This is a genomic window from Polaromonas sp. P3_B1 (assembly GCF_056402935.1).
The window spans coordinates 101,815-114,383 of sequence record NZ_JBFUGK010000002.1 but is presented as its reverse complement, the minus strand read 5'-3'; the positions used below and the strand labels follow the sequence as shown (position 1 = coordinate 114,383).

Sequence of the window (12,569 nt, the reverse complement as noted above, 5' to 3'; positions counted from 1 at the left end):
TGCTCAAGCCTTCGTGATGGAACCTTCAGCCGCCCACGCACCCCGGTCATCAATTCCGTTCCTGGAACGCCTGTTCGGCGACTGGGTGCGCGAAGTGTCGCCCGCCACCGTGCGGGCCGACGCCATGGCGGGCTTGTTGGGCGCGGTGCTCGTGCTGCCGCAAGGCATTGCCTTCGCGACGCTGGCCGGTCTGCCGCCGGCCTATGGCCTGTACACCGCCGTCATTCCCTGCATCATCGCCGCGCTGTTCGGCTCCAGCCGGCATGTCATGTCGGGCCCGACCAACGCCAACTCGCTGGCCCTGTTCGCCATGCTCTCGCCGCTGGCCGTGGCTTTCAGCCCGCTGTACATCCAGCTCGCGCTGGCCATCACCGTGATGGTGGGTGTCATGCAGTGGCTGATTGGCGCGTTGCGCCTGGGCGTGCTGGCCAATTTCATCTCGCCGGCGGTGCTCTTCGGTTTTACTTCGGGTGCCGCGCTGCTGATCGCCGTGCATGCGCTGCCCGACTTGCTGGGCTTGGCAGCCGCCCCCGAGCACAGTGCGGCATCTGTGCTCGCGTATGTGCTCACACAACTTGGCGCGGCCCAGCCGCAGGCACTGGGTGTCGCGGCCATCACGCTGGCCGTGGCGTTGCTGTTGCGCCGCTGGCGCCGCAACTGGCCCTACATGCTGATCGGACTGGTAGTCGCAACTGTCCTGGCCTGGGCATGGGGCCGCTGGCTACATCCCGATGCCACACCCTCGGCCTCGCTGCGCACAGTGGGCCAGATCCCCGTGCCCTGGCCGCGTTTTGAAGTGCCCCGCATCAGCTGGGCGCAGGCGGCAGACCTGGTCGGCCTGGCCTTCGCGCTGACCATCGTCGCGCTGGGCCAGGCGATTTCGATTGCCAAGACGGTGGCGCTGCGCTCGGGCCAGCGCATAGACGCGAACCGCGAGTTCCGCGGCCAGGGCCTGTCCAACATCGTCGGCGGTTTTTTCTCGAGCTATGTCTCCTGCGGTTCCATGAACCGCTCCATGCCCAACCTGGAGGCCGGCGCGCGCACGCCGCTGGCATCGGTGTTCTCCGCCGTGCTGCTGGTGGCGCTGGTGGCTCTCAGCGCGCCGCTGCTGGCGCAGATTCCCATGGCCGCGTTGGCGGCGTTGCTGGTGCTGGTGGCCTTCACGCTGCTCGACGCCGCGCGCTGGCGCCAGCTGTTCACCCTGAGCCGCAGCGATTTCAGCGTGGCCCTGGCCACCATGGCGGCCACCGTCACCATACGGCTGGAAATCGCCATCCTGCTGGGCATGATTTTGTCGCTGATGTCCTTTCTCTACCGCACCTCAAAGCCCGCGATGCGCACCATGGGCTTTGACAGCCGCGGCCTGGACCGCCAGTTCGTGGTGATAGACAACTCGCCCGATGCGGGGCTGGAAACCAAAAAATCGTCGGGCCCTGACGGGCCCGACGAGGGGCCGCGCCAGGCGCTGCCGGAGTGCCCGCAGCTCAAGCTGCTGCGCATGGAGGGCGAGGTCTACTTCGGCGCGACCCAGCATGTGGCCGACATCCTGCACGCGCTGCGCACCCAGCCGCAGCCGCAAAAACACCTGCTGGTCATGGGCAAGAGCATGAACTTCATCGACCTGGCCGGTGCCGAGCTCTGGGAGGCCGAACTCGCCGCGCGCCGTGCCATGGGCGGCGACCTGTACTTCCACAGGCCGCGGCCTGAGGTCATACGCATGTGGCGCAAAACCGGGTTCACAAGTGTCCTCGGGACCGAACACCAGTTCCCCGACAAGTTCACCGCGATCGCCACCATCTTCAACAAGCTGGACCCGGACATTTGCCGACGCTGCACGGCGCGCATATTCTGGGAATGCAAAACCGCGCCCGGACCCGACACCGCCGACACTCCCGCCGCCTGAGACCATGCCCCAATTCGCCGCCAACCTCAGCTGGATGTACACCGAGCTCCCCATGGCTGAACGCTTTGCCGCGGCCGCGCGCGACGGCTTCACGGCCGTGGAGATCCTCTCGCCCTACGTCTGGGCGCCACAGGAGCTCAAAGCCATCCTGCAGCAGCATGGCCAGCAGCTGGTGCTGTTCAACGCGCCACCGGGCGGCACGAACCCGGCCGGTATCGAAAAAGCCTGGGCCTCCTCGCAAAAAGGCACGGCCTGCCTGCCCGGCCGTGAGGCCGAGTTCCGCGCCGGCATCGCAATCGCGCTGGATTACGCGCAGGCCCTGGCCTGCCCGCGCATCCATGTGATGGCCGGTGTGCTGCCCACCGGCATGGAGCGTGAGGCGGTGCAGCCCACCTATGTGAACAACCTGCGCGAGGCGGCCGCGCTGGCCGCCAGGGTGGGCGTGGACCTGCTGATAGAGCCCATCAACACCCGCGACATCCCGCGCTTCTTTTTGAACCGGCAGGACCATGCGCACGAAATCATCCGTGAAGTGGGCGCGGCCAACGTCAAGGTGCAGATGGACCTCTACCACTGCCAGATCGTCGAAGGCGACCTGGCCATGAAGCTGCGCAAATACCTGCCCACCGGCCATGTCGGCCACCTGCAGATCGCCGGTGCGCCGGGCCGCAACGAGCCCGATGTCGGCGAAATCAATTATCCCTACCTGCTGGCGCTGCTCGATGAGCTCGGCTATGACGGCTGGGTGGGCTGCGAATACAAACCGCTGCGCGGCGCTCAGCCCAACGCCACAAGCGACGGGCTGGGCTGGCTGAAAAAATTTCGCGAACGCGCCTGAGCGGGTTCGAAGCCCATTCAGCACCAGCTTAGCGCGCGCAGCGAAACGTCAAATTGATGCGCTGCCTGCCCAGGCGAGGGTGCTCACCCTCAGGGAGAGGCGCCACACCGTGATAGGCCAGCCGCGATGGGCCGCCCCACACCGCCACGTCGCCATGAAGCAGCCGGTAGCGCATGGGCTTGTCGCTGCGTTTCAAGCCGCCGAACAAAAACACGGCCGGCAGGCCCAGCGACACCGACACAATCGGCGCATCCAGGTGGCCTTCGTCCTTGTCCTGGTGCAGCGACAGCCGTGCGCCGGGTTCATAGCGGTTGATCAGGCAGGCGTCCGGCCGGAAGTTGCTAAAGCCCACTTCCGCGGCGGCCCTTAAAGCGAGCTCGGAAAAACAATCCGGCATCGGCGGCCAGGGCTTGCCCGAGAGCGGGTCCTTGGCGTCATAGCGGTAGCCGCTGCGGTCCGACACCCAGCCCAGCTCCCCGCAGTTGCTCATCGCGACCGACATGGTGTAGCCGCCCGGCGTAACCAGGTGGCGCAGCGGCGCTGCCGCGGTGACTTCTTGCACGGCCTGCAGCAAGGCTTCATCGACCTCCAGAGCAAAGCCGCGCAGCAGCGCCGCGCCCGGTGCGATGGCCTCGGGCGCGGCATAGGGCGCGGGTGCATCGTCAAAAAGCCCCAGGGTCACACCATCTCCTTGATCGTTTTGCGGCGAGAGCGGTAATCACTCGGCGTCATGAAAAATAATCCCCAGCGTATGCCGGCACCCGCTGCGCACCGTGCTCACGCCGTGCCGCATGTTGACGCGGTAAAAACCACGACTGCCTTGCACCGGCCGGTGGTGCACGGCAAACACCACGGCATCGCCCTGCCTCAAGGGCACCACCTCCGGCCGCGACTGCATGCGTGGGCGCTGTTCGGTCAGCACAAACTCGCCGCCGCTGAAGTCTGCGCCCGGACGCGACAGCAGCACCGCGACCTGGACAGGGAACACATGTTCGCCATACAGGTCCTGATGCAGGCAGTTGTAATCACCGGGTCCGTATTGCAAGAGCAGCGGCGTGGGCCGCTGCTGGCCGGCCTGGTGGCAGCGCGTGAGGAAATCGACATGGTCGGGTGGATAGCGCACATCTATGCCCATGGCTTCGTTCCAGGCGTTGGCCACGCCGACCAGGCGCGGATACAGCGTGGCGCGCAGCCGCGCGACGATGTCCGGCAGCGGGTAGCTGAAGTACTGGTATTCGCCTTGGCCGAAGCCGTGGCGCTGCATCAGCACGCGGCTGCGGAAATGGCGCGTGTCGGCATACAGGCCGGCCACGGCTTCGCATTCGTGCGCGCTCAGCAATTGCGGCAGCACGGCGCTGCCATGGCGGTTCAGGGTGGCCGTGGTGTCGCTCCAATCATCTGCGCTTGTGGCGTCGGGCAACAGGGTCGGTGCTTCGGTGACAAGAGGCATATGGCGGATCGTGAGGCGATGGAAGAGCCATCAATACCCCCAGGATAAATCCGCCGGCTCGCTAGCGCTCGCCGGATTCGGACATTCCATTCAGCCTCTGTCAGGCCGCCAGCTCGGTCAAGATAGGGCAGTCAGGCCGGCTGTTGCCCTGGCAGCAATGCGCCAGATGGCCCAGGGTCTGCTTCATGGCCTCCATCTCGGCGATGCGGCGTTCAAGGTCGGCCACATGGGCCAGTGCGATGCGTTTGACGTCCGCGCTGGCGCGGCGCTTGTTCTGCCACAGCTTGAGCAGCTCGGTGATTTCGGCCATGCTGAAGCCCAGCGCGCGGGCACGCCGTATGAAGCGCAGGGTGTGCACTTCTTTTTCGCCGTACTGGCGGTAGCCCGCATCCGTGCGGTGCACCGTGGGCAGCAGGCCCAACGACTCGTAGTGGCGAACCATCTTGGCCGACACGCCGGATTGCGCGGCGGCCTGCCCGATGTTGAGCGGGCCGATGGTATTCATGGTCTCAGTCATGGGTGCTTCCTTTCCAGCGGCGCAGCAGCAAGGCATTCATCACCACGCTGGCGCTGCTCAGCGCCATCGCGGCGCCGGCGATCACCGGGCTCAGCAGGCCCAGCGCGGCCAGCGGGATGCCGACCACGTTGTAGACAAAGGCCCAGAACAGGTTCTGGCGAATCTTGGCGTAGGTGCGGCGCGAAATGTCGACAGCGCCGGCCACCAGGGACGGGTCGCCGCGCATCAGCGTGATGCCGGCCGCGTGCATGGCCACATCGGTGCCCGTCGACATCGCGATCCCCACATCGGCCGCGGCCAGCGCCGGCGCATCGTTGATGCCATCACCCACCATGGCCACGCGACCCTTCTGTGCCTGCGCGCCGGCCTTGAGCTGCCCGATGATGGCCGCCTTGTCTTCCGGCAGCACCTGGCTGTGCACAAGGTCTATGCCCAGCTGCCGCGCCACGGCGTCGGCGCTGCCGCGGTTGTCGCCTGTCACCAGGGCGGTCTGTATGCCCAGCGCATGCAGGCGGGCCATGGCCGGCGCCGCGCTGGTTTTGAGCATGTCGCCGAAGGCCAGCAACCCTAGCAGTTGAGGGGTGGCGGAGACATCGGCCAGCCAGGACACGGTGCGGCCCTGGGCTTCGAGCTCCGTCGCGCGGGCCTTCAGCGCGGCAAAGGAATCCAGGTCCAGACCCAGCTCCTGCATAAAGCGCGGGCTGCCGAGTCGCAGCTCGCGGCCCGCCACCACGGCGGCCATACCTCGCCCGGCGACGGCGCGCAGCTGTGCGGCCGCGGGAATTCCGAGCTGCTGCTCTGTCGCGCGCCGCATCACCGCGCGGGCCAGCGGGTGTTCGCTGCCCGACTGGATGGCGGCGGCCCAGGCCAGCAGTTCATCCTCTGCAATGCCCTGCGACTGCTGCGCCACGAGTTCGGGTTTGCCTTCGGTCAGGGTGCCGGTTTTGTCAAAAACCACGACCTTGAGGCTGTGCGCCACCTCCAGCGCCTCGGCGTCCTTGATCAGGATGCCCGCCCGGGCCGCGGCCCCCGTGCCCACCATGATGGCGGTGGGCGTGGCCAGGCCCAGCGCGCAGGGGCAGGCAATCACCAGCACGGCGACGGCGTTCAGGATGGCGGCTTCCCAATTCTGTGTTGCCAAGCCCCAGCCCAGCAGCGTCAGTACGGCAATGCCTATGACCACCGGCACGAAGACGGCGCTGACCTGGTCGACCAGCCGCTGGATAGGCGCTTTTTGGGCCTGGGCCGACTCCACCATGCGCACAATGCGCGCCAGCGTGGACTCCGCGCCTATGGCCGTGGTGCGCACCACGATCAGGCCTTCGCCATTGACCGCGCCGCCGGTCACGCGCTCGCCCGCGTGTTTGGCCACGGGCAGGCTTTCGCCGGTGATCAGGGATTCGTCGATCTGGGTCGCGCCTTCGACGATTTCGCCGTCCACCGCGATGCGTTCGCCGGGCCGCACCACCACCAGGTCGCCGAGCTGGATGTCTTGCAGGGCCACGTCCTCGTCTTTGCCGCCCTGGCGGCGGCGCGCGGTATCGGGCCGCAGCGCCTGCAGCGCGCGAATGGCGGCCGTCGTCTGGTACTTGGCGCGCGCCTCCATCCATTTGCCCAAAAGCACCAGTGTGATGACGATGGCCGAGGCCTCGAAATACAGATGGGCCATGCCGTGGCCGCCATGCCGCCACAGCTGGTAAACGCTGAGGCCGTAAGCCGCCGAGGTGCCCAGGGCCACCAGCAGGTCCATATTGCCGGTGCCGGCACGCAAGGCCTTCCAGCCCGCGCGGTAAAAACGCGCGCCCAGCCAGAACTGCACCGGCGTGGCGAGCAGCCACTGCAGCCAGCCGTCGAGCATCCACTCCYGGCCGAACAGCGCACCCACCATGGGCAGGGCCAGCGGCGCCGACAGAATTCCGGCCAGCGCGACAGGCCACCAGGCGGCGGTGGGTTTGTTGGCGGGGCTTTCGCCGGCCGCCGGGATGTCGCGCGCCTGATAGCCGGCCTTGGCCACCGCCTCGATCAGCGCGGGCAGCATGGCAGCGCTGCCGGCCACGCTGACTTCTGCGGTTTCGGTCGCGAGGTTGACGCTGGCCGAGAGCACGCCCGGCACCTGCTGGAGCGCTTTTTCCACGCGTGAGACGCAGGAGGCGCAAGTCATGCCCTCTATCCTGAACCTCAAGGTTTGTTCGGCCACGCTGTAGCCGGCTTTCGCGACGGCGGCCTTCAAGGTGTCCATGCCGACGTCGCCGCGCGCCTTGACGCTGGCCTGCTCGGTCGCGAAGTTGACGCTGACGTCCCGCACGCCGGGCACGCTCGCCAGCGAGCGCTCCACGCGCGCCACGCAGGACGCGCAACTCATGCCCTGGACGGGAAACTGCCATTCGGCCAGCGCTGCCGCGGCGGGCGGGATTTTCAGGGAGGAAGTGGTGTTCATGGGAGGCAGTCTGAACCTTACCATCATGGGAGGGTCAAGCCCCGGGGACAATAGCCACAGCCGCGGGGAGGGTTTGGCCGGCCTGGCTGGACTTTGCCCCCATGGGAAGGTTSAGACTTCTCCCAACCCTTTTAATAACGCCCAAGAGGTTCTATGGAATTCACGATCCCCGCCATGAGCTGCGGCCACTGCGCCAATGCCATCACCAAGGCTGTCAAGGCACTGGACCCGGCCGCGCAGGTCAATGTGGACCTGGCATCCAAAAAAGTGGTGGTCCAGACCCCCCGGGACCGGCAGGCCGTGGCCGCGGCGCTCACGCAGGCGGGTTATCCCGCACAGTAGGGCAGCGCCGCGCGGCGGCAAGGTGTTTGGGCGTCGATAGAATGGCCCTTTCTCCACCCTTCAAGCCGCCTAGTGTCCGACCGATTCGCCGTCCTCCCGCAATACCTGTTTCCCAAACAGGCGCTGACTTCCTTTGCCGGTTTTGTCGCTTCGCGCGAGCGCGGCTGGGTCACCACGGAAATTATTCGCCGCTTTGTCGCGAAGTACCAGGTCAACATGGGCGAGGCGCTGAATCCGGACATCGCCAGCTACCTCACTTTTAACGACTTCTTTACGCGCGCGCTCCGCCCCGATGCGCGGCCGCTCGCTGCCAGCGACCTGGTGTCGCCCGTGGACGGCGCCATCAGCCAGTTCGGCGGCATCGAAAAAGACCAGATCTTTCAGGCCAAGGGCCACAGCTATTCCACCACCGCGCTGGTGGGGGGCGATGCGGCGCTGGCCGCCCACTACCAGGACGGCCACTTTGCCACGCTCTACCTGAGCCCCCGGGACTACCACCGCATCCACATGCCCTGTGACGGCCGGCTAACGCGCATGATCTATGTGCCCGGCGAGCTGTTTTCGGTCAACCCTGTCACTGCGCGCGGTGTGCCCGGGCTGTTCGCGCGCAACGAGCGTGTGGTCTGCGTCTTTGAGTCGGCGCGCGGGCCTTTTGTGCTGGTGCTGGTCGGCGCGACCATCGTCGGCAGCATGGCCACGGTGTGGCACGGTGTGGTCAACCCGCCGCGCGGCAAGGTCGTGCGGCAATGGGACTACCCCGATGAGCCGACCTCCGCGATACGCCTCAAGCAAGGCGAGGAAATGGGGCGATTCCTGCTCGGCTCGACCGTCGTCATGCTGTTTCCCAAAGGGCCGATGCGCTTCAACCCCGAGTGGGCGCCCGGCCGCGAGATACGGCTGGGCGAAGCCATGGCTTCCTACGGCTGATCCGGGGGCGTAAAGCCCAGGCGGCCTAAAAACGCCATGGCCGCGGCGGGCGCCCTTTCCTTGGCGCCGTTGATGAAATACACAAACACGTCGCGCGGCTTGCCCTGCGGCGGCGCGTCTTCCAGCGTCGGCAAGTCGGCGGGCGCCCCGCCCGTCGCCCATTGGCGCGCACGCTCGGCCCAGGCGTCGAGTGCGCCGTCCTCGTAGCCGGTTTCCAGGTCCGCCTCGCTCATCATGAGGCGGGCATAGGCAAAATCTCCCGTGAGGTCGGCGAAAGACGGGAATTTGTCAGCGTCGGTAAATACCGTGGCGACCCTGTAACGGCGCGCCAGCGCCAGGTAATCGGGCGACATAAAGCTTTCATGGCGAACGTCGACCACATGGCGCAGCGCACGGCCGTCCACCTGTTTCGGCAGCAGCGCGAGAAAAGCCTCGAAATCCTGCGGCTCGAACACCTTGCCGGGCATGAACTGCCAGACGATGGGGCCCAGCTTGTGGCCCAGTTCGCTGATGCCGCTTTCCGTGAAGCGCTGGATGGATTCGCCCGCCTCGGCCAGCACGCGGCGGTTGGTCGCGTAACGGGAGGCCTTGAGGGAAAACACGAAGTTGTCCGGCGTCTCGTCGTGCCACTTCCTGAAGCTGGCCGGCTTGAGCGTGCCGTAGTAGGTGCCGTTGACCTCGATGGCGCTCAGCTGGCGGCTTGCGTATTCGAGTTCCCGGCTGTGCGGCAGGCCGGGCGGGAAAAAATTGCCGCGCCAGGGCTCAAAGGTCCAGCCGCCCACGCCCGCGCGTATGCGGGAATCGGTCGCCGCGGAAGGCGTGGCGGCGGAGAGTGGCGCTTGTGCGCGGCTTGCTTGTGTCATGGCGGCTCCGTGGCGTGCTGGCCTGTTTTCTCGTCCGAATAGGGGACAAATAAGCGGGAGAAAGAAATAGAGGAGATATCTTTGCCCTCACCGGCCGCGGCCGCTGTAGGCTGAATTCTCCAATCCCGGGTCTTCCCGCAGCCGGTGGCGCGGTCTGCGCCGGAAGCGTACAGTAGCAGGTGCTGCAGCAAAACGCTGCCCTAAAAAGCCGATATTTTTCTCCCGGAGCCTTTCCCATGAACGCCCCACTGCACCGCGAAATCCCCGCCAGCATCCTCAATGCCGCCCAGGCCCTGTCCCAGGTCACGGCCCAGTGGGACGGCGACATCGTCAAACAGATCACCGACTACATCTCCATCCCCGCCAAGTCCCCCACTTTCGACAGCGACTGGGCGCAGCACGGCTACATCGACACCGTCATGCGCAATGCGGCGGCCTGGGTCGAAGCGCAGAAGGTGGAAGGCCTCAAGCTGGAGATCGTGCGCCTTGAAGGCCGCACCCCGGTGCTGTTTTTTGAAATCCCCGCCACGCGCCCTGATTCAACGCAAACCGTCCTGATGTACGGCCACCTCGATAAACAGCCCGAGTTCACCGGCTGGCGCAACGACCTGAGCCCCTGGACGGCCAAGTACGAAGACGGCAAGCTCTACGGCCGCGGCGCCGCCGATGACGGCTACGCCGTCTACGCGAGCATCGCCGCGGTGCAGGCGCTGAAAAGCCAGAACGTGCCGCACCCGCGCATCGTCGGCCTGGTCGAAACCTGCGAGGAAAGCGGCTCCTATGATTTGCTGCCTTATGTCGATGCGCTGCGCGAGCGCCTGGGCGAAGTCGCGCTGGTGGTGTGCCTGGATTCCGGCGCCGGCAACTACGACCAGCTGTGGCTGACCACCAGCCTGCGCGGCAACGCGGCGGGCGTGCTCAAGGTGGAAGTCCTCACCGAAGGCGTGCACTCCGGCGACGCCAGCGGCCTGGTGCCCTCGAGCTTTCGCATCATGCGCCAGGTGCTGGACCGCCTTGAAGACAGCAAGACCGGGCGCCTGCTGCCGCAGAGCTTTCACTGCGAAATCCCGGCCGACCGCCTGGCCCAGGCGCAGGCCACCGCCAAAATCCTCGGCGATGAAATCTACAAGCGCTTCCCGTGGGCGCACTATGACTGCGAAGGCTCCAGCAGCTTCGCATTACCGACCACCACCGATCCGGTCGAAGCGCTGCTCAACCGCACCTGGCGTCCCACGCTGAGCGTGACGGGCGCCGAGGGCTTCCCGGCGCTCAAGGACGCGGGCAATGTGCTGCGCCCTTACACCGCCTTCAAGCTGTCGCTGCGTTTCCCGCCGCTGATCGATGCCGGTGCGGCGGTGCAGGAGCTCAAAACTCTGTTGGAAGACAACGCGCCCTACCAGGCCAAGGTCACCTTCGAGAGCAACGGCGGCGCCACCGGCTGGAACGCACCCGGCACCGTGCCCTGGTTTGAGAACGCGCTCAACGATGCGTCCCAAAGCTTTTTCGGCGCGCCCTGCGGCACCATAGGCCAGGGCGGCACCATTCCGCTGATGAACATGCTGAGCAAGGGTTTTCCCAAGGCGCAGATGATGGTCTGCGGCGTGCTGGGCCCCAAGAGCAATGCCCACGGCCCCAACGAATTCCTGAACGTGCCCTATGCGAAGAAGCTGACCGCCGCGGTCGCGCACGTGATGGCGCGGGTTCCCGGTTGACTCGGGTGGGCCGCCCTTCCCTTTCGCATCGCGACGGCCGGGCGCGCTTGCCCCAGGCCAGGCTTTAGCCGCCGCATGCAATCAACGGTCCTGGCACCCTTCACCGCCCGCGACGGCGAGAACCTGGCCCTGTACGAATGGCCGCTCGATGCCTGGGCCGAAGAAATGGGGCAGTATGCGCCGCCGCCGCGCGCGGTCGTGCTGCTGGTGCATGGCCTGGGCGAGCACGCCATGCGCTATGAGCACGTAGCGGCCCAGCTGATGGAGTGGGGTTTTGCGGTGCGCGCCTACGACCAGCGCGGCCACGGCGAGTCCGGCGGTGCGCGTGGCGTGCTGCCCAGCGACACCACCTTGCTGGACGACCTGGCCGAAGTGGTGGACGACACGCGTCTGCGCTGCATGCGCCTTCTGCGCGAATCGCCTTCCCACCATGCGGCGCTCGAATCCGAGCAGATCCCCCTGGTCCTGCTGGGCCACAGCCTGGGCGGCCTCGTGACCGGCCGTTTTGTCTCGCTGGGCATACGCCCCGTGGAAGGCTTGGTGATGTCCTCACCGGCGCTGGACGCGGGACTGAACCCGCTGCAAAAACTCTTGCTGGCCTTCATGCCGAAAGTGGCTCCCGATCTGTGCGTGGGCAACGGCCTGGATTCGCGCTACCTTTCGCACGACCCGGAGGTGGTCAGGAAATACGTCGCCGACCGGCAGGTGCACAACAGGATTTCGCCTCGATTGGGAAAATTCATTGCGACGGCCGGCCCCGCCACGATAGCGGCCGCCGCCCAATGGCGAACCCCCACGCTGTTGATGTATGCGGGGGCCGACCGCCTCGTCGACCCGGCGGGTAGCCGCGCTTTTGCCGAGAGCGCCGCGAACTCACGCGCAGTGATGCCCGGCACGGTGACCACGCGCTGCTTTGACAATCTCTATCACGAGATCTTCAACGAAACCGATTCGGCGCCGGTCTTTGACACGCTCAAAGCCTGGCTGGACGCGCGGTTCTGAGATTCCAGGCTTGCGCCTGGGGTCGAGGCCGCGGGCAAGCCAAAAAATCAGCGCGTCTGCCGCAGCAGGCCGCCCAGCATGCCCATCAGGTCATCGCCGTTGCCCAGGCCCTGCTCGGGCGCCTGGCCTTCGGGCGTCAGGTGGTTGATGAGGCCCGGCAGTATGTGGGAAAGCTGGCTGGCGGCGTCGCCCGGGTCCAGCCCCAGCTTCGCGGCGATGTCGGACACGGTGCCGGCACCCAGCGCGCTGGTGACCTGGTCGCCGGAAACGGGCTGGTTAGGGCCACTGCCTATCCATGACTGGATGGCGTCGCCCAGGCCGGCCTGTTCAAACTTGCTGACCAGCCCACCCAGGCCGCCTTGGCCGCCGTTGTTGGCCAGCATGTCCGTGGCAATCTGGATCAGCTGCGGATTGCTGGCCAGCATGCCGATGAGGCCGCCCAGGCCCGCGCCGGCCTGGCCTTGCTGGCCGTTGTTATTGAGGACGCTGCCCAGGACGGAATCGAGTAAACCCATGACGAACTCCTCAAGTGGGGGTGAAGTGAAAACGGGAGGACACGAGAGAAAGCGGGAGAAAAA

12 protein-coding genes are annotated in these 12,569 nt (G+C 66.4%); 6 read left to right on the top strand and 6 right to left on the bottom strand.

What is annotated here, in order from left to right:
- Positions 1 to 16 precede the first annotated feature (16 nt).
- Entirely contained in the window at positions 17 to 1,903 is a 1,887-nt protein-coding gene (locus AC1DXS_RS01935) for a SulP family inorganic anion transporter (RefSeq protein WP_477735899.1), read from the top strand.
- Positions 1,904 to 1,907: 4 nt separating this feature from the next.
- Positions 1,908 to 2,741, top strand: coding sequence for a 2-oxo-tetronate isomerase (gene otnI / locus AC1DXS_RS01930; protein WP_477735898.1), 834 nt, complete (start codon positions 1,908 to 1,910; stop codon positions 2,739 to 2,741).
- Positions 2,742 to 2,769: 28 nt separating this feature from the next.
- On the opposite strand, the gene alkB is transcribed toward otnI, so the two are convergent.
- From alkB to AC1DXS_RS01910, 4 genes are all read right to left on the bottom strand, one after another.
- A complete protein-coding gene (alkB, locus tag AC1DXS_RS01925; protein ID WP_477735897.1) occupies positions 2,770 to 3,423 on the bottom strand; it encodes a DNA oxidative demethylase AlkB in 654 nt (217 codons plus the stop codon).
- Positions 3,424 to 3,459: 36 nt separating this feature from the next.
- Complete coding sequence (locus AC1DXS_RS01920) at positions 3,460 to 4,191, bottom strand: 2OG-Fe(II) oxygenase (RefSeq protein WP_477735896.1); 732 nt, start codon at positions 4,189 to 4,191, stop codon at positions 3,460 to 3,462.
- Positions 4,192 to 4,291: 100 nt separating this feature from the next.
- Positions 4,292 to 4,708, bottom strand: coding sequence for a Cu(I)-responsive transcriptional regulator (gene cueR / locus AC1DXS_RS01915; protein ID WP_477735895.1), 417 nt, complete (start codon positions 4,706 to 4,708; stop codon positions 4,292 to 4,294).
- Positions 4,701 to 7,145, bottom strand: coding sequence for a heavy metal translocating P-type ATPase (locus AC1DXS_RS01910; protein ID WP_477735894.1), 2,445 nt, complete (start codon positions 7,143 to 7,145; stop codon positions 4,701 to 4,703). The genes cueR and AC1DXS_RS01910 overlap by 8 nt, the downstream gene beginning before the upstream one ends.
- 153 nt (positions 7,146 to 7,298) lie before the next feature.
- Between AC1DXS_RS01910 and AC1DXS_RS01905 the strand changes: the two genes are divergently transcribed.
- Positions 7,299 to 7,487 carry a heavy-metal-associated domain-containing protein gene (locus AC1DXS_RS01905; RefSeq protein WP_477735893.1) on the top strand — a complete coding sequence of 63 codons (189 nt, stop codon included), beginning with the start codon at positions 7,299 to 7,301 and terminating at the stop codon, positions 7,485 to 7,487.
- 72 nt (positions 7,488 to 7,559) lie between these two features.
- The gene (gene asd / locus AC1DXS_RS01900; RefSeq protein ID WP_477735892.1) at positions 7,560 to 8,414 is read left to right on the top strand and encodes an archaetidylserine decarboxylase; all 855 of its coding nucleotides are present in this window, start codon (positions 7,560 to 7,562) and stop codon (positions 8,412 to 8,414) included.
- Here the strand turns inward: asd and AC1DXS_RS01895 are convergent.
- Positions 8,405 to 9,277 (bottom strand): DUF72 domain-containing protein, encoded by an 873-nt coding sequence (locus AC1DXS_RS01895; RefSeq protein ID WP_477735891.1) that lies wholly within the window; start codon positions 9,275 to 9,277, stop codon positions 8,405 to 8,407. The two genes, asd and AC1DXS_RS01895, sit on opposite strands and share 10 nt — an antisense overlap.
- Before the next feature lie 236 nt (positions 9,278 to 9,513).
- On the opposite strand from AC1DXS_RS01895, the gene AC1DXS_RS01890 reads away from it, so the two are divergent.
- On the top strand, positions 9,514 to 10,989 hold the full coding sequence (locus tag AC1DXS_RS01890) for a M20 family metallopeptidase (protein WP_477735890.1): 1,476 nt from the start codon (positions 9,514 to 9,516) through the stop codon (positions 10,987 to 10,989).
- 75 nt (positions 10,990 to 11,064) lie between these two features.
- Positions 11,065 to 11,991, top strand: coding sequence for a lysophospholipase (locus tag AC1DXS_RS01885; protein WP_477735889.1), 927 nt, complete (start codon positions 11,065 to 11,067; stop codon positions 11,989 to 11,991).
- A 47-nt stretch (positions 11,992 to 12,038) separates the two neighbouring features.
- Here the strand turns inward: AC1DXS_RS01885 and AC1DXS_RS01880 are convergent, their stop codons facing one another.
- The gene (locus tag AC1DXS_RS01880) at positions 12,039 to 12,506 is read right to left on the bottom strand and encodes a YidB family protein (RefSeq protein ID WP_477735888.1); all 468 of its coding nucleotides are present in this window, start codon (positions 12,504 to 12,506) and stop codon (positions 12,039 to 12,041) included.
- Positions 12,507 to 12,569: the final 63 nt, after the last annotated feature.

Coding starts and splice junctions, on each gene's coding strand:
- AC1DXS_RS01935 (WP_477735899.1), top strand. CDS start 17: ATGGAACCTTCAGCCGCCCACGCACCCCGGTCATCAATTCCGTTCCTG.
- AC1DXS_RS01895 (WP_477735891.1), bottom strand. CDS start 9,277: ATGACACAAGCAAGCCGCGCACAAGCGCCACTCTCCGCCGCCACGCCT.
- cueR (WP_477735895.1), bottom strand. CDS start 4,708: ATGACTGAGACCATGAATACCATCGGCCCGCTCAACATCGGGCAGGCC.
- otnI (WP_477735898.1), top strand. CDS start 1,908: ATGCCCCAATTCGCCGCCAACCTCAGCTGGATGTACACCGAGCTCCCC.
- AC1DXS_RS01890 (WP_477735890.1), top strand. CDS start 9,514: ATGAACGCCCCACTGCACCGCGAAATCCCCGCCAGCATCCTCAATGCC.
- AC1DXS_RS01920 (WP_477735896.1), bottom strand. CDS start 4,191: ATGCCTCTTGTCACCGAAGCACCGACCCTGTTGCCCGACGCCACAAGC.
- AC1DXS_RS01905 (WP_477735893.1), top strand. CDS start 7,299: ATGGAATTCACGATCCCCGCCATGAGCTGCGGCCACTGCGCCAATGCC.
- AC1DXS_RS01880 (WP_477735888.1), bottom strand. CDS start 12,506: ATGGGTTTACTCGATTCCGTCCTGGGCAGCGTCCTCAATAACAACGGC.
- AC1DXS_RS01885 (WP_477735889.1), top strand. CDS start 11,065: ATGCAATCAACGGTCCTGGCACCCTTCACCGCCCGCGACGGCGAGAAC.